15 protein-coding genes are annotated in these 16,264 nt (G+C 66.3%); 7 read left to right on the top strand and 8 right to left on the bottom strand.

Annotated elements, in window-relative coordinates:
* Nucleotides 1–29 precede the first annotated feature (29 nt).
* From msrP to ACIGHN_RS04970, 4 genes are all read right to left on the bottom strand, one after another.
* The gene (gene msrP, locus ACIGHN_RS04985; RefSeq protein ID WP_056415311.1) at nt 30–1,034 is read right to left on the bottom strand and encodes a protein-methionine-sulfoxide reductase catalytic subunit MsrP; all 1,005 of its coding nucleotides are present in this window, start codon (nt 1,032–1,034) and stop codon (nt 30–32) included.
* A 174-nt stretch (nt 1,035–1,208) separates the two neighbouring features.
* Nucleotides 1,209–2,555 (bottom strand): c-type cytochrome biogenesis protein CcsB, encoded by a 1,347-nt coding sequence (ccsB, locus tag ACIGHN_RS04980; protein ID WP_396503493.1) that lies wholly within the window; start codon nt 2,553–2,555, stop codon nt 1,209–1,211.
* A complete protein-coding gene (locus ACIGHN_RS04975) occupies nt 2,552–4,717 on the bottom strand; it encodes a cytochrome c biogenesis protein ResB (RefSeq protein WP_396503492.1) in 2,166 nt (721 codons plus the stop codon). The genes ccsB and ACIGHN_RS04975 overlap by 4 nt, the downstream gene beginning before the upstream one ends.
* A 160-nt stretch (nt 4,718–4,877) precedes the next feature.
* Entirely contained in the window at nt 4,878–5,519 is a 642-nt protein-coding gene (locus ACIGHN_RS04970) for a cytochrome c (RefSeq protein WP_056415302.1), read from the bottom strand.
* Between the two features lie 72 nt (nt 5,520–5,591).
* On the opposite strand from ACIGHN_RS04970, the gene yihA reads away from it, so the two are divergent.
* Nucleotides 5,592–6,350 (top strand): ribosome biogenesis GTP-binding protein YihA/YsxC, encoded by a 759-nt coding sequence (yihA, locus tag ACIGHN_RS04965; RefSeq protein ID WP_396503491.1) that lies wholly within the window; start codon nt 5,592–5,594, stop codon nt 6,348–6,350.
* Nucleotides 6,351–6,400: 50 nt separating this feature from the next.
* Nucleotides 6,401–7,306, top strand: a complete 906-nt coding sequence (locus ACIGHN_RS04960) for an alpha/beta fold hydrolase (protein WP_396503490.1) — start codon at nt 6,401–6,403, stop codon at nt 7,304–7,306.
* A 165-nt stretch (nt 7,307–7,471) separates the two neighbouring features.
* Here ACIGHN_RS04960 and ACIGHN_RS04955 read toward each other — a convergent pair whose 3' ends face one another.
* Nucleotides 7,472–8,338 carry a lysophospholipid acyltransferase family protein gene (locus tag ACIGHN_RS04955; RefSeq protein ID WP_396503489.1) on the bottom strand — a complete coding sequence of 289 codons (867 nt, stop codon included), beginning with the start codon at nt 8,336–8,338 and terminating at the stop codon, nt 7,472–7,474.
* Nucleotides 8,335–9,201 carry a lysophospholipid acyltransferase family protein gene (locus tag ACIGHN_RS04950; RefSeq protein ID WP_056415289.1) on the bottom strand — a complete coding sequence of 289 codons (867 nt, stop codon included), beginning with the start codon at nt 9,199–9,201 and terminating at the stop codon, nt 8,335–8,337. The genes ACIGHN_RS04955 and ACIGHN_RS04950 overlap by 4 nt, the downstream gene beginning before the upstream one ends.
* Before the next feature lie 131 nt (nt 9,202–9,332).
* On the opposite strand from ACIGHN_RS04950, the gene metK reads away from it, so the two are divergent.
* From metK to ACIGHN_RS04935, 3 genes are all read left to right on the top strand, one after another.
* On the top strand, nt 9,333–10,514 hold the full coding sequence (gene metK / locus ACIGHN_RS04945; RefSeq protein WP_056415287.1) for a methionine adenosyltransferase: 1,182 nt from the start codon (nt 9,333–9,335) through the stop codon (nt 10,512–10,514).
* A 324-nt stretch (nt 10,515–10,838) separates the two neighbouring features.
* The gene (locus tag ACIGHN_RS04940) at nt 10,839–11,024 is read left to right on the top strand and encodes a DUF1328 domain-containing protein (RefSeq protein ID WP_056415285.1); all 186 of its coding nucleotides are present in this window, start codon (nt 10,839–10,841) and stop codon (nt 11,022–11,024) included.
* Nucleotides 11,025–11,073: 49 nt separating this feature from the next.
* Complete coding sequence (locus ACIGHN_RS04935; protein WP_396503488.1) at nt 11,074–11,526, top strand: hemerythrin domain-containing protein; 453 nt, start codon at nt 11,074–11,076, stop codon at nt 11,524–11,526.
* 99 nt (nt 11,527–11,625) lie between these two features.
* Here ACIGHN_RS04935 and ACIGHN_RS04930 read toward each other — a convergent pair whose 3' ends face one another.
* Both ACIGHN_RS04930 and ACIGHN_RS04925 read right to left on the bottom strand, forming a co-directional pair.
* Entirely contained in the window at nt 11,626–12,870 is a 1,245-nt protein-coding gene (locus tag ACIGHN_RS04930; RefSeq protein ID WP_396503487.1) for a diguanylate cyclase, read from the bottom strand.
* A gap of 225 nt (nt 12,871–13,095) precedes the next feature.
* On the bottom strand, nt 13,096–13,773 hold the full coding sequence (locus ACIGHN_RS04925) for an NrtR DNA-binding winged helix domain-containing protein (protein WP_396503486.1): 678 nt from the start codon (nt 13,771–13,773) through the stop codon (nt 13,096–13,098).
* A gap of 174 nt (nt 13,774–13,947) precedes the next feature.
* Here ACIGHN_RS04925 and ACIGHN_RS04920 point away from each other — a divergent pair, with 174 nt between their 5' ends.
* Nucleotides 13,948–14,814, top strand: coding sequence for a cysteine hydrolase (locus ACIGHN_RS04920; RefSeq protein WP_396503485.1), 867 nt, complete (start codon nt 13,948–13,950; stop codon nt 14,812–14,814).
* Between the two features lie 212 nt (nt 14,815–15,026).
* Nucleotides 15,027–16,226 carry a nicotinate phosphoribosyltransferase gene (pncB, locus tag ACIGHN_RS04915; RefSeq protein ID WP_396503484.1) on the top strand — a complete coding sequence of 400 codons (1,200 nt, stop codon included), beginning with the start codon at nt 15,027–15,029 and terminating at the stop codon, nt 16,224–16,226.
* Nucleotides 16,227–16,264 lie beyond the last annotated feature (38 nt).

Here is a 16,264-nt window from a genome sequence, read left to right as displayed (position 1 = left end):
GTCAGTGGCCCTGCCCGGCGCACCCAGGTTCAGTAGAACTTCTTGAGGTCCATGCCCGCGTACAGCTGGCCGACCTGGGCTTCATAGCCGTTGAACATCAGCGTCTTGCGCTTCTTGGCGAACAGGCCGTCTTCGCCGATGCGCCGCTCGGTGGCCTGGCTCCAGCGGGGGTGGTCGACCTCGGGGTTCACGTTGGAGTAAAAGCCGTACTCCTGCTTGGCCGCCTTGTTCCAGGCGGTGCCTGGCTCCTTCTCGACGAAGCGGATCTTGACCAGGCTCTTGGCGCTTTTGAAGCCGTATTTCCACGGCACCACCAAGCGCACCGGCGCGCCGTTCTGGTTGGGCAGCACCTCGCCATACATGCCGAAGCTCAGGAGCGTGAGCGGGTGCATGGCTTCGTCCATGCGCAGGCCTTCCACATACGGCCAGTCCAGCACGCGGGACCCGACAAAGGGCATGGTCGCCTTGTCGGCCAGCGTCACGAACTCCACGTACTTGGCGCTGCCCTGGGGCTCCACGCGCTTGATCAGCTCGGCCAGCGAATACCCCACCCACGGCACCACCATGGACCAGCCCTCCACGCAGCGCAGGCGGTAGATGCGCTCTTCCTGCGCGCTCAGTTTGAGCAGGTCTTCGATGCTGTACTTGCCCGGCTTCTTGACCAGGCCCTCGACTTCCACCGTCCAGGGGGTGGTCTTCAGGGTGTGGGCATTGCGGGCAGGGTCTGCCTTGTCGGTGCCGAATTCATAGAAGTTGTTGTAGGTGCTCGCGTCCTTGTAGTCGGTGAGCTTTTCCATGGTGACCGCCCCGGCCACCGTCGACCGGGTGCTGGCCAGCGCGGCCAGCTTGCCGGGCTTGGGCACTGCCGCCGCCTGCGCCATGGCCTCGCGCCCTGCCCAGGCCGCCAGGGCAGCGCCTGCGGCACCACCGGCCATCAGGCGCAGCATCTGGCGCCGGTCCTCGTAGACCGAGCGCGGCGTGATCTCCGAGGAGTGCGGGTGGTTGAAGCCTTTGTCGCGGGGCGGGATCAGCATGGCGGTCTCCGGTGTTCTCGGGTTGAAACAGTGTGACGATAGAGCAGAACAACTGCTAGTTCGTTCCCTGTACCGCTCAGGTTACACCGAAGACGCAATAGTTTCCATCGCGCCGACCCCACCGCCCCGCTCGCACCACGCCATACCCCGGGGAATGGCGCCCCGGCGTTCTTCTTACAGCGTGCCGTAGCTGTGCAGCCCCGACAGGAACATGTTCACGCCCAGAAAGGCGAACGTGGTCACCGCCAGGCCGACCAGCGCCCACCAGGCCGACAGGGTGCCCCGCAGCCCCTTCATCAGGCGCATGTGCAGCCAGGCCGCGTAGTTGAGCCAGACGATCAGCGCCCAGGTCTCCTTCGGGTCCCAGCTCCAGTAGCCGCCCCAGGCCTCGGCCGCCCACAGGGCGCCCAGCACGGTGGCGATGGTGAAGAACGCAAAGCCCACGGCGATGGACTTGTACATCACGTCGTCCAGGATCTCGAACGACGGCAGGCGCGCCGCGATGCGCTTGCGGCCCAGCAGGATGCCCGCGACGATGAGCGCGGAGATGCCGAAGTACACCATCCAGTAGCTGCCGCCGTTCTCGGTGGCACCCTGGCGGAAGACGATGGGCTCGAAGCACAGCACCACGCCCAGCAGCCACAGCGGGGCCAGCTTGTACCAGCGGGTTTCGGTGGCCTGCTGCTTGATCAGGTAGGCAAAGGCCACCATGGCAGCCAGCGCGAAGGTGCCGTACCCGATGAAGTTGGCGGGCACGTGCAGCTTCATCCACCAGCTTTTCAGGGCCGGCACCAGGGGCTGGATCTCGTGCGCCTCGCGCACCACGGTGTACCAGAGCAGAAAGCCCACCGCCGCGCTCACCACCAGCATCACGAAGCCGCCCAGGGCGCGCGTGTCGTACTGCTGCTCGTAGTACAGGTAGAACGCTGCGGTCATCCAGCAGAACAGCACGAACACCTCGTAAAGATTGCTCACCGGGATGTGGCCGATGTCCGGGCCGATGAGGTAGCTCTCGTACCAGCGCACCAGCGTGCCGATGAGCGCCATGGCCACCGCCACCCAGGCGATGCGCGAGCCCAGCAGGCTCATCGTGCGGCCTTCGCCGCGCGAGAACATGCCCACCCAGTAGAAGATGGTGCTCATGAAGAACAGCATGCTCATCCACAAAATGGCGGACTGGCTGGACAGGAAGTACTTGAGGCCGAACACCGTGTCGGCACGCGCCAGGCTGCCCGCGCCGTCCTGCTGGTACAGGCCGATGGCCATCAGCGCCACCGCCGCCACCACCAGCAGCAGCGCGCGCAGCGGGCGCCAGAACCAGCACAGCCAGATGGTGCACGGGATGGCGCCCAGCAGGATACCCTTCTCGTACACATCCATGAAGCTGCCGTAGCGCTGGAGCGCATACAGCCCCCCTGCCACGACGATGGCGGCAAACAGCCAGTCGAACCAGTTGCGGCGGGCGAAGAACCCCTCGTTCAGGGTGATCACGGTGGTCGTGTTGCGGGTGGCGGTGTTCATGCGGTGCCTTCCGGGGCCTTGGTGGCCCCGATCAGTTTCTGTGCAAGCTGGACGAACTCATGGTCGCCGTCCATGGTTTTTCGATTGGTCGACAGGGCCATGACGGCGTGGCTGCGCGTGCCATCACCGTCGCGGGGGGCGAGCCAGACCCATACGCGGCGCTCGCGGACGTAGAGCATGGCGAAAACGCCCAGGATCAGCAAGGCGCAGCCCAGATAGACGATGTTCTTGCCCGGGGCGCGCGCCACCTGGAACACGCTGGCCTGCACCTGCGTGAAGTCCTTGAGCTCGAACACCAGCGGTGCGGGGTAGATCTGCGCGTCGGACAGCGACAGCACCGCCTGCGTCATGAAGGCCTGGGTCTTTTCATCCTGCGGCAGCGGCGGCAGGCCGGCGCGCTGGCGCGACAGCTGCGCCACCTCGAACAGCGTGCCGTTCAGGATGCGCACCAGCACTTCGCCAGCACGCGCGCGCTCGGCCTCGGGCACGTTGGCTTCCATGAAGTCCGACACGGCCTGCAGGCCGCCGGTGGGCTTGCCATCGACCATGCCCCGGCCCGCGAACAGCGCCAGCGCGCGGGATGCAGACTGCCGCAGCTGCTCGGCCAGCTCGGGGCGCGAGGCATCGATGGCCTGCGCCACATAGCGGCGCACGGCCACCTCGCGGGCCTCCGGGTCGGCCAGGGCGGCCTTCATGCGCAAAAAGCCATCCATGCTGCCGCTGTCATCGGCCGGCACGCGCAGGTAGCGAAACGGCTCGGACGGTGTCTCGCGCACGCCCAGCAGGAACACGGGCGCGCCATCGCCGGTGTCCACCGGCAGCATGTAGTTGTGGAATTCGCGGGCCTGGCCTGCGGCGTCGCGCAGCTTGTAGCTCACGCTGGGGCCCACGTTGCGCAACTCTTTCTTGGTCACCGTCTTGTTGGCCGCGCCCAGGCGCGACTCCACCGATTCGCGCAGGTCAACCTTGCGCACATCCACGCCCGTGCTGCCGGGGCCGGCGCCCGCGAAGTTCTCCACGTTGATGGTGCGCAGCGCGGTGAATTCGAGCGTGAGCTTGTCGCTGCCCGGGCCGCCGCCCTTGTTGGTGAGCTCGGTGGAGTTGCCCACCACGCCCTCGATGTCGAACGGCTTGGCACCCGCCACCATGGGCACGGCACGCAGCTTCAGGTGCGAGCCGCCGTCGTCGAAGCTCGACTGGTAGATCTCGATGCCTTTGTAGCTGGCCGGGTGGTTCACCTCGACGCGCGCCGGGGTCTTCTCGCCCGTGGCCTTGTCGTGGATGACGATCTCGCTGGCAAACAGCTTGGGCATGCCGGTGGAGTAGTGCTCCACGATGAATTTCTTGAGCTCGATGGCGAACGGCAAGTCCTGCAGCAGCACGCCGTCGGACTGGTTCAGGATGGCCGTGCTCGACTGCGTGCCTTCGGCCACGAGCAGGTTGCCCCGGAACGTGGGGTTGCGCTCGGACAGGCGGTGCTCGGGCTTCACGTCGGCGATCAGGCCACCGCCCTGGTAGGGCGTCTTGCCACCCAGCAGCATCTGGGCCCGCACGATGAGGTCGCCGTCCAGCAGCCCGCCCAGGCACACCAGCACGATGGCGCTGTGCGCCGCGATGTACCCGAGCTTGTTGGCCGCGCCCGCCTTGGCGGCCACCATCCAGCCGGTGCCCGGGCCGGCCGCCGTGTCGCGCTGCTGCAGGCGCACCTTCCAGCCGCCGCCGGCCAGCATGGTGCCGATGCGGCGCGCCTCGGCTTCGGCCGACTCGTTCAGGTCGGCCTCGGCCTTGTGGTGAAAGGCCTTGAGGCTCTGCTCGCGGATGTTTTCCTTGTAGACCTTGAGGTCCGTGAGGATCTTGGGCGTGTTGCGCGCGATGCACAGCGAGGTGCTGGTCACCAGGAACGCCAGGATGAGCAGGAACCACCAGGCGCTGTACACCGCGTTGAGCTGGATGGCGCCGAACAGCTCGGCCCAGAATGGCCCGAACTGGTTGACGTAGTTGACCGCCGGCTCATGCTGCTTGAGCACCGTGCCGATCACCGAAGCGATGCAGATCACCGTCAGCAGCGAGATCGCGAACCGCATGGAGGACAGCAGTTCGACCCCGGCGCGCAGGGCTGCTGAACCAGACTGGACGCGAAGGCCCTGGGTGTTGTCGGACATGGATGAAGAGGAGAAAGAGCGGGTGCTGCGAGGCGCGGGAAGTGGAAAGCAAAAAGGGCGGGGCCATCCGTGCGATGGACCCGCCCTTTTTGGGGTTGTTATTGGCGGTAGGTTCCGTGCGGCGCCCTTAAAAAAGCCGCCGTGGGTTGACGAGGATCAATCAGCGCAGGCCGGCGATGTAATCCGACACGGCCTTGATTTCCTTGTCGTTCAGCTTGGCGGCCACTTGCGTCATCTGGATGCTGTTGGCGCGCTTGCCTTCGCGGAACTCCACCAGCTGCTTGACGGTGTAGTCTGCATGCTGGCCCGACAGGCGGGGGTACTGGGCCGGGATGCCGGAGCCATTGGGGCTGTGGCAGCCGGCGCAGGCGGCGATGTTGCGGTCGGCGATGCCGCCGCGGTAGATGCGCTCGCCCAGCGAGACCAGTTCCTTGTCCTTTGCGAAACCAGGCTTGGCGGTCTTGGAGGTCACCCAGTAGGCGATGTTCTTCATGTCCTCGTCCGACAGCGCCGAGGCGAAGCCCTTCATGACGGGGTCGTTGCGCTTGCCGGACTTGAACTCCTGCAGTTGCTTGACCAGGTACTCAGGGTGCTGCTGCGACAGCTTGGGGTTGGCTGCGATGGCAGAGTTGCCATCGGCGCCATGGCAGGCTGCACACACAGCCGTGAAGCTGGCCTCGCCTTTGACCAGATCGGGCTTGGCCGCCTTGGGCGGTGCCGCAGGAGCTTCCCCCGCTGCAAAGGCCGAGAAAACAGGTGCTGCCAATGCGGCAGCTGTCAACAAGGAGGCAAGCAACTTCATATCGAGGGTCTATGTTATGGGCGCAAAAACCTCGCGATTCTACAATGAGGCTCTCTCGTAACCCAATACTCCATGACGACCTCCCCCACTGCGCCAGTTGCTGGCTCCCTCCCGCCCGCACCCGACGCGAAGATCGCCATGGGCTGGATGCACACGGCCAGGTTCCTCACCACGGCCGCCCAGCTGCACCACCTGCCGCCCATCCACGTGCCCGAGATCGCCTTCGTGGGCCGCTCCAATGCGGGCAAATCCACCTGCATCAACACGCTCACCCAGCAAAAGCAGCTGGCGTTTGCCTCCAAAAGGCCGGGGCGCACGCAGCACATCAACCTGTTCTCGCTGGGCAAGCACGGCGTGACCGATGCGGTGCTGGCGGATCTGCCCGGCTACGGCTACGCGAAGGTGTCGCGCTCGGACAAGCTGCGCTGGCAGCAGGTGATGGTCAACTACCTGGTCAGCCGCCCCGGGCTCACGGGCATCGTGTTGCTGTGCGACCCGCGCCTGGGCTTGACCGAGCTGGACGAGGCGCTGCTCGAAGTGCTGCGCCCCCGCGTCGAGGAAGGCCTCAAATTCCTCATCGTGCTGACCAAGGCGGACAAGCTCACACGCTCCGAGCAAGCCAGGGTCCTGTCGATTACGCGACTGAACGCGGCGGGCGGAGATGTGATGATGTTTTCGGCCCTCAAGAAGCAGGGCGTGGACGAGGTTGCCCAGCTGCTGTGGCAGTGGGCGCACCCGGTGCAGCCCGGCGCCCCCGCCGCGTTGCCTGCCGATGGCCCCGCCACCGCCCGCGCCACGTCGGATGCGCTTGAGGATTCTCAGCAAAACTAGGCCTTAGCGCTGATCCAACGGGCGCTATCAGCTATTCAATTCATAGCGCCATGATCCAGACCCGCTCCGTCGCCCTGCCCCACGGCATCACCCTGCACTGCCGCGTGAGCGGCGTGGCCGGTCGGCCCGTGCTGCTGTTTCTGCACGGCTTCCCCGAAGGCGCCTTCATCTGGGACGAGCAGCTGGCGTACTTTGCCCGGCCGGAGAACGGCGGCTACCGCTGCATCGCCCCCTACCTGCGGGGGTTCGGCGCCTCCAGCAGCCCCGCTGAGGTCGAGGCCTACCGCGCCAAGCACCTGGTGCAGGACCTGGTGGCCCTGATCGCCGCCGAGTCGCCCCAGGCACCGCTCGAATGCCTGGTGGCGCACGACTGGGGCGGCGCCGTGGCCTGGAACCTGGCCAACCAGCAACCGCAGTTGATGAAGCGCCTGGCCATCGTCAACTCGCCGCACCCCGGTGCCTTCGTGCGCGAGCTGGCGCACAACCCGGCGCAGCAGGCCGCCAGCCAGTACATGCACTTCCTGTGCAGGCCGGACGCCGAAGCCCTGCTGGCCGAGAACGACTTCCGCCGCCTGTTCGGCTTCTTCGACGACCCCCAGGGCCGCGCCCCGGCGTGGCTCACCGAGAGCGTGCGCTCCCAGTACCGCGCGCTGTGGCAGCAGGGCCTGACGGGCGCGTGCAACTACTACCGTGCCAGCCCCATCCGCCCGCCGCGGGACGGGGAGCCCGGCGCGCAAGCGATCACACTGCCCGAGTCCATGCTCACGATCGCCGTGCCCACGCTGGTGCTCTGGGCCATGGACGACCCGGCCCTGCTGCCCGGTCTGCTGGACGGACTGCCGGGCTGGATACCGCAGCTGCAGATCCACAAGGTGGAGCAGGCCTCGCACTGGGTCGTGCACGAGCACCCGGAGCGCGTGGCGCTGGAGCTGCGCCGGTTTTTGCAATCAAATTGATAGCTGCCAGCGCCTGGCAGACAAGCGCCAGCGGCCATTTTCGTGAGCATCTGCCATCTTGCCCACTGGCGCACCCCAGGCCAGTGCCACCGTGGAACCGGCTCTGCCAGGCCACGGGTGGCGGCCCCCGGAGGGGGAAGACGCCGCAAGCGGCTCAGTGGGGAATCAATACAAGCCTGGCTCGCCCTCGGGCCGCGTCTTGAAGCGCTTGTGCACCCAGTAGTACTGCTCGGGCATGGTGTCGATCACGGCCTGCAGCTCGCGGTTCATGCGCTCGGTGTCGGCATCGACGTCGTCGGTGGGGAAGTTCGCCCACGCGGGCGAGACCTCGGCCACGTAGCCGGTGGGCGTCATGCGCGAATACACCCCGACCACCTTGGCACGCCCCAGCCGCGCAAAGCGCGACAGCGACGGGATGGTCGCGGTGGTCACGCCGTAGAACGGCACGAACACCGAATCGTTGCGGCCATAGTCCATGTCGGGCAGCAGGTACAGCAGGCCGCCCTGGCGCAGGTTGGCGATGATGGGCTTCACGCCGTGAGACCGGTTGAGCATGCGCACATCGCCGAAACGCTGGCGCCCCGCCATGAACCAGGCGTCCACGGCGGGGTCCGGGTGGGTGGCGAAGATGGAGGTGAATGCGCGGCTGGAATGCAACGGCAACGCCAGGCCGCCCGCATCCATGCCGTAGAAATGCGGCGCGAACAGGATGGTGGGCGTGTCGCCCTCCAGCTCGTGGATGGCGCCGGTGAGAACGACGCGCCGCTCCACCACCTCGCGCGGCGCGGCCCACAGCCAGCTGCGGTCGAGCCAGGTCTGGCAGAACGCCACGAAACTCGCCCGCGCCACCGCGCGGCGGCGCGCCTCCGTCCAGTCCGGAAAACACAGCGCCAGATTGCGCAGCGCCACCCGCCGCCGGGGCGCCGCCAGCACAAAGGCCACCTGCCCCAGCAGCCAGCCCAGGCCCCGCAGCACCGGCAGCGGCAGCAGTGCCAGCACCCGCATGAACCACACGCCCAGGCGGCCGGTCATGCTGCGGTCTCCGGAGCCGGTGCAGCCGGCGGCGCGGCCTCGGCACGGGGCTGCTTGTAGCGGGCGTAGCCCCACAGGTACTGCTCGGGGCACTGGCGGATGAGGTGTTCCATGGCCTGGTTGATCTGCAGCAAGGCCTGGTCCATGTCGGCCGACAGCGGCGCCGGCAGCGGCTCGAAATGGGTGACGTAGCCACGGCCCCAGGACAGCCGCTCGCACCGCGCCAGCACCACCGCCGCGCCCGTCTGCTGCGCCAGCCGCGCGGCCAGGGTCATGGTGTAGGCATCGCGGCCGAAAAAGGGCGACCACAACCCCTGCCCGTCGGGCGGCACCTGGTCGGGCAGCAGGCCCACGGCCTCGCCGCGGCGCAGGGCCTTGATCATCTGGCGCACCCCCGCCAGCGTGGTGGGCACGGCCAGCATGCCGGGGCGGTTGCGCGCGGTCTCCATCACCTTGGCCAGCCAGGCCTGGCGCGCAGGGCGGTACAGCACGGTGATGGGGCCGCGCTCGGCGCTCCAGCGGCGCGCGGCCGCCTGGGCCGACAGCTCGAAGCACCCCTGGTGCGGCGTGAGATACACGATGCCCTTGCCGGCCGCATAGGCCGCCTCGACACACGCCTCGCCCTCCAGCCGGCACGGCATGGGCGCGCCCAGCCACAGGCGGGGCAACTCGGTCACCATGCGGCCCGCGTGTGCCACGGCGGCACGCACCGCGCCGAACGGATAGCCCGCCAGCGCCACGTTGGCCAGAAAGCGCCGCCGGTACGTGGGCGACGCCGCAAACGCCACCCAGCCCATCGCCGCGCCGAGGGCGTGCAGCAACCACAGCGGGAACACAGAAAAGAAACGGAACACGACTGGCATTAAAATAACGGGTCGCTGAGTTAAATGAGCAACTTGCAGGGCGACGTTAAAAAAATCTGCTAAAGCGTTCGCCACAGCTCCTTCGGGGTGAGGGCAACGCCCCAAATGCCGGAACACAGGAGTTTATTCAAATGGCGAACGACTTTCTCTTTACCTCGGAATCCGTGTCCGAGGGCCACCCCGACAAGGTGGCCGACCAGATCTCGGATGCGATCCTCGATGCGATCTTCAAGGAAGACCCCCGCTCCCGCGTCGCCGCCGAAACGCTGACCAACACCGGCCTCGTGGTGCTGGCGGGCGAGATCACCACCAACGCCCACGTGGACTACATCCAGGTGGCGCGCGACACCATCAAGCGCATCGGCTACGACAACACCGACTACGGCATCGACTACAAAGGCTGCGCAGTGCTGGTGGCCTACGACAAGCAGTCCAACGACATCGCCCAGGGCGTGGACCACGCGTCCGACGACCACCTGAACACCGGCGCCGGCGACCAGGGCCTGATGTTCGGCTACGCCTGCGACGAGACGCCCGAGCTGATGCCCGCGCCCATCTACTACGCCCACCGCCTGGTGGAGCGCCAGGCCCAACTGCGCAAGGACGGCCGCCTGCCCTTCCTGCGCCCCGATGCCAAGTCGCAAGTCACGATGCGCTACGTGGACGGCAAGCCCCACAGCATCGACACCGTGGTGCTGTCCACGCAGCACCACCCCGACCAGAGCGAAACCCAGACCAAGATGAAGGCCTCGTTCACCGAAGCCATCATCGAAGAGATCATCAAGCCCGTGCTGCCCAAGGAATGGCTGCAGAACACCCGCTACCTGATCAACCCCACCGGCCGCTTCGTCATCGGTGGCCCCCAGGGCGACTGCGGCCTGACTGGCCGCAAGATCATCGTGGACACCTACGGCGGCGCCTGCCCGCACGGCGGCGGTGCCTTCAGCGGCAAGGACCCCACGAAGGTGGACCGCTCGGCCGCCTACGCCGCCCGCTACGTGGCCAAGAACATCGTGGCTGCCGGCCTGGCGCGCCAGTGCCAGATCCAGGTGGCGTACGCCATCGGCGTGGCCGAGCCGATGAACATCACGGTCTACACCGAAGGCACTGGCGTAGTCCCGGACGAGCGCCTGGCCGAATTGGTGCGCGAGCACTTCGACCTGCGCCCCAAGGGCATCATCCAGATGCTCGACCTGCTGCGCCCGATCTACGAAAAGACGGCTGCGTATGGCCACTTCGGCCGGGAAGAACCCGAGTTCAGCTGGGAGAAGACCGATAAAGCTGCCGCACTGCGTGCGGCAGCCGGGCTGTAAAGCCCGCCGCGCTCCTTGCGCGGTATCGGTCTTCGGGCGAAGCTCATATCGCGCAGCGATGTGAACGGAGACCAAGGTACGGATACACCCGCCGCCGCATCCTAGCCCCCCACAGTCCCCATCAAAGCCGCAACGCCCCGCGTTGCGGCTTTTCTTTTGCCTGCTCACCAAGCACCAGCTCCGCGCAAACCTTGCCCCGGCGACTCTCTCCTACACCCGCATCCCGCCCATGCTGACGGCTGTGCCCAGGCCCCGCCGGTATCGTTCCAGCACACCCTCACGCAGCCCCGGGCTGCTCTTCAACCCCCGCTAGGAGCGACCATCATGCTGAAGTACGCCATCATTTTTGCCCTGATCTCCCTGGTTGCAGGTGCACTGGGCTTCACCGGCGTGGCTGCCGGCGCCGCAGGCATTGCCAAGGTGCTGTTCGTGATCTTCCTGATCATCGCCGTGGTGTTCGTGATCCTTGCTGCCGTGGGCGTGGGTGCAGCGCGCAAGGCGCTGAAGTAACCGCACCGCCGGCTTCACCCCACGATCGACACAAGAAATCAGGACTCCCATGGCACTCAACATCTTTGAAGCACTGCGCGAAAGTCACGAACGGCAACGCGAGCTGTGCAAGCAACTGGTCGACACCAGCGGCGACACGCCCGAGCGGCACGAACTGTTCGAGCAGCTCAAAACCGAACTGCTCGCGCACGAGCTGGGCGAAGAGCGGCATTTCTACATTCCGCTGATGGCGCACGATGCCGGTGTGGATCTGTCGCGCCACGCGATCTCGGAACACCACGAACTCGATGAGCTGGTGGAATCCATCGAAGAGGCCGACCCTGCAACGCCCGCGTGGCTGCCGCTGGCCAAGAAGCTCGCCGAAAAGGTCGAGCACCACCTGAAAGAAGAGGAACACAAGTTCTTCCAGATGGCGGGCAAGCTGCTGACCGAAAAGCAAAAGACGCAGCTCGCCAAGGAATATCTGGCGACCTACGAAGAAGCCAAGACTACGACGGCCTGAGGAGCTGTTGTCGCGGCACGGGGCGCGACGCAGGCAGCCACGGCCCAGCTGCTGCGCTCCGCGCTCTGCACAATGCCGTGCACAGCGCTCCAGAGGTGGTCAGGCTGTGGCTTCCTCGGCCTGCACCACGCAGTTGCGGCCCTTGGACTTGGCCACGTACAGCGCGGTGTCTGCGCGCTTGATGAGAGCATGGGCATCTTCGTGGTGGTCCCAGGTGGCCACGCCAAAACTTGCGCTCACATGCCCCACCGAATCGAACGGCGCTCCGGCAATGCGGGCGCGCACCGCCTCGGCCATGGCCATCGCGGCGTCCACCGGCGTTTCCTTGAGCAGGATGATGAACTCCTCGCCGCCAAAGCGTGCGGCGCAGTCCGAGGTGCGCAGCAGTTCGCGCACCCGCAGCGCAGTGCTCTTGAGCACCACGTCGCCCGAGTCGTGGCCGAACGTGTCGTTGATGCGCTTGAAGAAATCGATGTCGAACATCACCACCGACAGGTGGCTCTTCTTGATGCGCGTGTCGGCCATTTCGGTTTCCAGCCGCTCGAAGAACCGGCGGCGGTTCACCAGGTCGGTCAGGAAGTCCTTGGTGGCCAGGTCCTCCAGCTTGGCGTTGAGCCGGGCCATGGGCTCGATCACCAGCGACGAGAGCGACAGGTTGAGCACCACGAACAACAGCACGAAGCTGGCCAGCAGCGCGCCCATCACGGTGTAGAAGGTCTGGCGCGCCTTCTCCAGCGGGAAGTACATCGGCACCTTCACTACCTGGATGCCGACCGTCTCGTTCATGCCCCAGCCAAAGCCGTTCTTGTCGCCATAGATCTTGAGCATGGTCGGCGGCGCAGCAGCCGGTGTGCTGTGGCAGGCCATGCACTGGGCCTGCTTGATGGTGATGGGCCGGGCCACGTACATGGCGCGGTGCATGCCCTCGCCCACTTCGCCCGTCACCTCTTTCTTCACGTCCACGCGGCCTTCGCGGAAGTCGCTGATGATGCGCTCCTCCCACTCGTTGGCGCGGTCGCGCAGGTTGGTGGGGTTGAGCACCGCCTCCTTGTACTCGTAGCCGGCGAAGCGGCCCTGCAGGCGGCGCAGGGTTTCGGTGGCGGCGTAGGCGGGCACGGTCTGCGGCAGGAATTTCTCGGCCAGCGTCACGTCCAGGTGCGGCTTGACCAGCTCGGTGGTGTAGTCCCGGATGGCCATGGCGGCGTGCATCATGATCTGCGAGTTGTGCTGCACCTCCTCGATGGCCGACTTCTGCAGGAAGCGATGCACATAGGCTCCCGCACCGACCAGTGCGAGCAGCAGCACGGCTGCCAGCACCAGGTTGAATTTCAGCCGCAAAGACATGGATTTCCCTCGGGTGCCAGCGTGGGTGGCCGGCTTGTTATGGGTACGGCGTGGGCCGCCGCTGCACGCGGGGCGGCTGCCAGCGCACGCCACTCCCTCGTCAAAGCCTGCGTTTGTGCCAGATTTTGCAGGGGCGGTCCAACACTTTCTGCCACCGTGCCCCAGCGCAACACACACGGCACACCGATGGCCCGGGCCCGCAGTTTGGCACTGGCAAAAAACTGCTTACAAGCCGCGCGCGCTCAGCGACAGGCTGCGCCGGTACGCCGGCCGCACCCGGTACAGCTGTGCGGGCCGGTGCGCACCACCCGTCTGCAGGGCGCCGGGCACGGGCTCCAGCATGGCCAGCTCGTCCACCTTGCGGCGAAAGCTCACCTTGTTGATGGCCTCGCCCAGCAGCGCTTCGTAGACGGCCTGCAGTTGAGGCAGCGTAAAGGGCTCGGCACACAGGTGCACCGGCAGCGACGAATACTGACTCTTGCTACGCACGCGCTGCACGGCGGTGTCGATGATCTGGCGGTGGTCGAACGGCAGGGGCGGCAGTGCATCCACCGCCACCAGCTCCACGCGGCCCTCGGCCTGGGCCAGCGTCTCGGGCGGCACCAGCGCGCAGTACGCCACCGCCACGGACCAGCCCCGCGGGTCCCGCACCGCGCCCGAGAACGTGGCCAACTGCTCCAGGTACGGGCTCTCCAGGCCCGCCTTGTCGCGCAGCACGCGGGCGGCGCTGGCCTGCGTGTCCACATCGTCCTGCGCATGGATGTAGCCGCCGGGCAAGGCCAGCGCCTGGGCGAACGGCGCCCGCTCACGGCGCACCAGGGCCACCTTCAGCTGGCTCTGCTCCAGGGTCAGCAGCACCACGTCCACGGTGCAGATCACGGCGGGGGCACTGTCGCTGGTCATGGTTCGATCGTTGAGTTCATTGCAGAGATATACGAACAAGGCTAACACTGCACCTTCAAAACCCCAAGTATTCAGAGAAAAAGCTCTCTGGAATCCGACACATCGTGTTGCATCTTAGTTAGTTGCATTTTTGTATTAACAAAATTACACTGCATCCAACCCAAGGAGAAGACCATGGCCCGCAACATCCAGCTTTTGGTGATCGACCCGCAAAACGACTTCTGCGACCTGCCTGCCGAGTGGCATCCTGTGCAGACCGGCCAGCCCCCAGGCAGCCGCACAGCACCCAGCCTCCCAGTCGCCGGCGCCCATGCCGACATGCAGCGCCTGGCCGCGTTCATCCGCACGCAGGGTGCACGGTTTGACGCCATCACCGTCACGCTCGACTCGCACCAACGCTTCGACATCGCCCATCCCGGGTTCTGGCAGCAGGCAGGCGGCGCAGCCGTCGCGCCCTTCACCCCCATCACGGCGGCCCAGGTGCGCAGCGGCGCGTTCACGCCCCGCAGCGCCTCCGCACTGCCGCGCACGCTGGCCTACCTGGATGCGCTCGAAGCCCAGGGCCGCTACACGCTCATGGTCTGGCCGGTGCACTGCGAGATCGGCAGCTGGGGCCACGGCGTGCATGCCGACGTGCAGGCCGCCTGCGGCGACTGGCAGCTGCAGCAACAGCGCGCGGTGCACAACGTGTTCAAGGGCACCAACCCCTGGACCGAGCACTACAGCGCCATCCAGGCCGAGGTGGTCGACGCCGCCGACCCGGACACCGCCCTCAACACCCGCCTGCTCGCGGCGCTCGACACCGCCCACCTGCTCATCATCGCCGGCGAAGCCAGCAGCCACTGCGTGCGCTCCACCACCGAGCACATCGTGCAGCACCTGCCCCGCCTGCAGGCGGCCGGCGCCGGGCCCAGCCACATCGTTCTGCTGACCGACTGCATGAGCCCCGTGGGCGGCTTCGAACCACAGCACCAGGCCTTCCTCGACGCCATGCGCGCCCAGGGCGTGCAACTGGCCACCAGCACGGAAATCAGCCTCTAGGGGCCCTCTGCACGAATCATCGCGCCGTGTGCATCTGCGGTCTCGGGCGGCCTGCGGCGTTGCAAATACTCGCAATAGCTACAGCTATTGCTGCGTTTTGCGCCTTGCACTCCTTCCCGATCCGCAGTGCACACTTGGCAACTCGATTCGTGCAGAGGATCCCTAGCGCTTGCTGAACCAGCGCAACCAGCTACAAAAACAGGAGCATCACCATGACCCGCATCATCACCAGCCTGCTCGACACCGACCTGTACAAGTTCACCATGTGGCAGGCCCTGCTGCACCGTCACCCGCAGACGCAAAGCGAATACCGCTTCGTGTGCCGCAACCAACCCCTGTACCCGCTGACCGAACTGCTGCCGGAGGTGAACGCAGAGCTCGACCACCTGTGCTCGCTGCGCTTCACCAAGGGCGAGCTGGACTACCTGGGCGGCCTGCGCTTCATCAAGAGCGACTTCATCGACTTCTTGCGCATCTTCCAGTTCCAGCGCAGCTTCATCGAGGCGCGGGCCGAGGGCGACACGCTCACCATCGTCGCGCGCGGCCCCCAGGTGCACGTGATGGGCTTCGAGATCTTCGTGCTGGCCATCGTGAACGAGCTGTACTTTCGCCGCTTCGACGCCGCCGCAGCGCTGGCCAGCGGCCGTGAGCGCCTGGCCGCCAAGGTGCAGCAGCTGCAGGACCTGGCCCAACAGGCCACGCTGCGCCACCCCTTCGAGCTGTTCGACTTCGGCCTGCGCCGCCGCTACAGCGGCGACTGGCAGCGCGAAGTCGTCAAGACGTTTGCCGAGCAAACGCCGCAGTGGTTCAAGGGCACGAGCAACGTGCTGCTGGCGCGCGATTTGAACCTGGTACCCATCGGCACCATGGCGCACGAATACCTGCAAAGCTACCAGGCGCTGGGCGTGCGGCTGCGCGACTTTCAAAAGGCCGCGCTGGAAGACTGGGTGCAGGAGTACCGCGGCGACCTCGGCATCGCGCTGACCGACACCGTGGGCATGGACGCCTTCCTGGCCGACTTCGACCTGTACTTCGCCAAGCTGTTCGACGGCCTGCGCCACGACTCGGGCGACCCGGTGGCCTGGGGTGAAAAGGCGCTGGCGCACTACGCCAAGCTGCGCATCGACGCCAACACCAAGCGGCTGGTGTTCTCCGACGGCCTCACGCTCACCAAGGCGCTGTCGCTGTACCGCCATTTCGGCGACCGCACGCAGCTGGGTTTTGGCATTGGCACCCACCTCACCAACGACATGGGGGACACACCCGAAATGAAGCCGCTGAACATCGTGATGAAGCTCACCCGTGCCAACGGCCAAGCGGTGGCCAAGCTGTCGGACACGCCGGGCAAGACGCTGTGCGACGATGAAACCTATTTGGCCTACCTCCGCCAAGTCTTCAACGTTGTGAATTGAGCGGCTGAGAAAACTCTCCTGGCGTCGTTGTTCCGTCT

Source organism: Acidovorax sp. NPDC077693, assembly GCF_044542805.1.
Taxonomy (GTDB): domain Bacteria; phylum Pseudomonadota; class Gammaproteobacteria; order Burkholderiales; family Burkholderiaceae_C; genus Acidovorax.
This window is presented reverse-complemented; position numbering and strand designations above follow the sequence as displayed.

What these genes read in the sequence shown, in the direction of transcription:
- ACIGHN_RS04935 (WP_396503488.1), top strand. Translation starts at nt 11,074, where the DNA reads ATGGCACTCAACATCTTTGAAGCACTGCGCGAAAGTCACGAACGGCAA.
- ACIGHN_RS04950 (WP_056415289.1), bottom strand. Translation starts at nt 9,201, where the DNA reads ATGCCAGTCGTGTTCCGTTTCTTTTCTGTGTTCCCGCTGTGGTTGCTG.
- ACIGHN_RS04920 (WP_396503485.1), top strand. Translation starts at nt 13,948, where the DNA reads ATGGCCCGCAACATCCAGCTTTTGGTGATCGACCCGCAAAACGACTTC.
- ccsB (WP_396503493.1), bottom strand. Translation starts at nt 2,555, where the DNA reads ATGAACACCGCCACCCGCAACACGACCACCGTGATCACCCTGAACGAG.
- ACIGHN_RS04930 (WP_396503487.1), bottom strand. Translation starts at nt 12,870, where the DNA reads ATGTCTTTGCGGCTGAAATTCAACCTGGTGCTGGCAGCCGTGCTGCTG.
- ACIGHN_RS04975 (WP_396503492.1), bottom strand. Translation starts at nt 4,717, where the DNA reads ATGTCCGACAACACCCAGGGCCTTCGCGTCCAGTCTGGTTCAGCAGCC.
- msrP (WP_056415311.1), bottom strand. Translation starts at nt 1,034, where the DNA reads ATGCTGATCCCGCCCCGCGACAAAGGCTTCAACCACCCGCACTCCTCG.
- yihA (WP_396503491.1), top strand. Translation starts at nt 5,592, where the DNA reads ATGACGACCTCCCCCACTGCGCCAGTTGCTGGCTCCCTCCCGCCCGCA.
- ACIGHN_RS04960 (WP_396503490.1), top strand. Translation starts at nt 6,401, where the DNA reads ATGATCCAGACCCGCTCCGTCGCCCTGCCCCACGGCATCACCCTGCAC.
- pncB (WP_396503484.1), top strand. Translation starts at nt 15,027, where the DNA reads ATGACCCGCATCATCACCAGCCTGCTCGACACCGACCTGTACAAGTTC.
- metK (WP_056415287.1), top strand. Translation starts at nt 9,333, where the DNA reads ATGGCGAACGACTTTCTCTTTACCTCGGAATCCGTGTCCGAGGGCCAC.
- ACIGHN_RS04925 (WP_396503486.1), bottom strand. Translation starts at nt 13,773, where the DNA reads ATGACCAGCGACAGTGCCCCCGCCGTGATCTGCACCGTGGACGTGGTG.
- ACIGHN_RS04970 (WP_056415302.1), bottom strand. Translation starts at nt 5,519, where the DNA reads ATGAAGTTGCTTGCCTCCTTGTTGACAGCTGCCGCATTGGCAGCACCT.
- ACIGHN_RS04940 (WP_056415285.1), top strand. Translation starts at nt 10,839, where the DNA reads ATGCTGAAGTACGCCATCATTTTTGCCCTGATCTCCCTGGTTGCAGGT.
- ACIGHN_RS04955 (WP_396503489.1), bottom strand. Translation starts at nt 8,338, where the DNA reads ATGACCGGCCGCCTGGGCGTGTGGTTCATGCGGGTGCTGGCACTGCTG.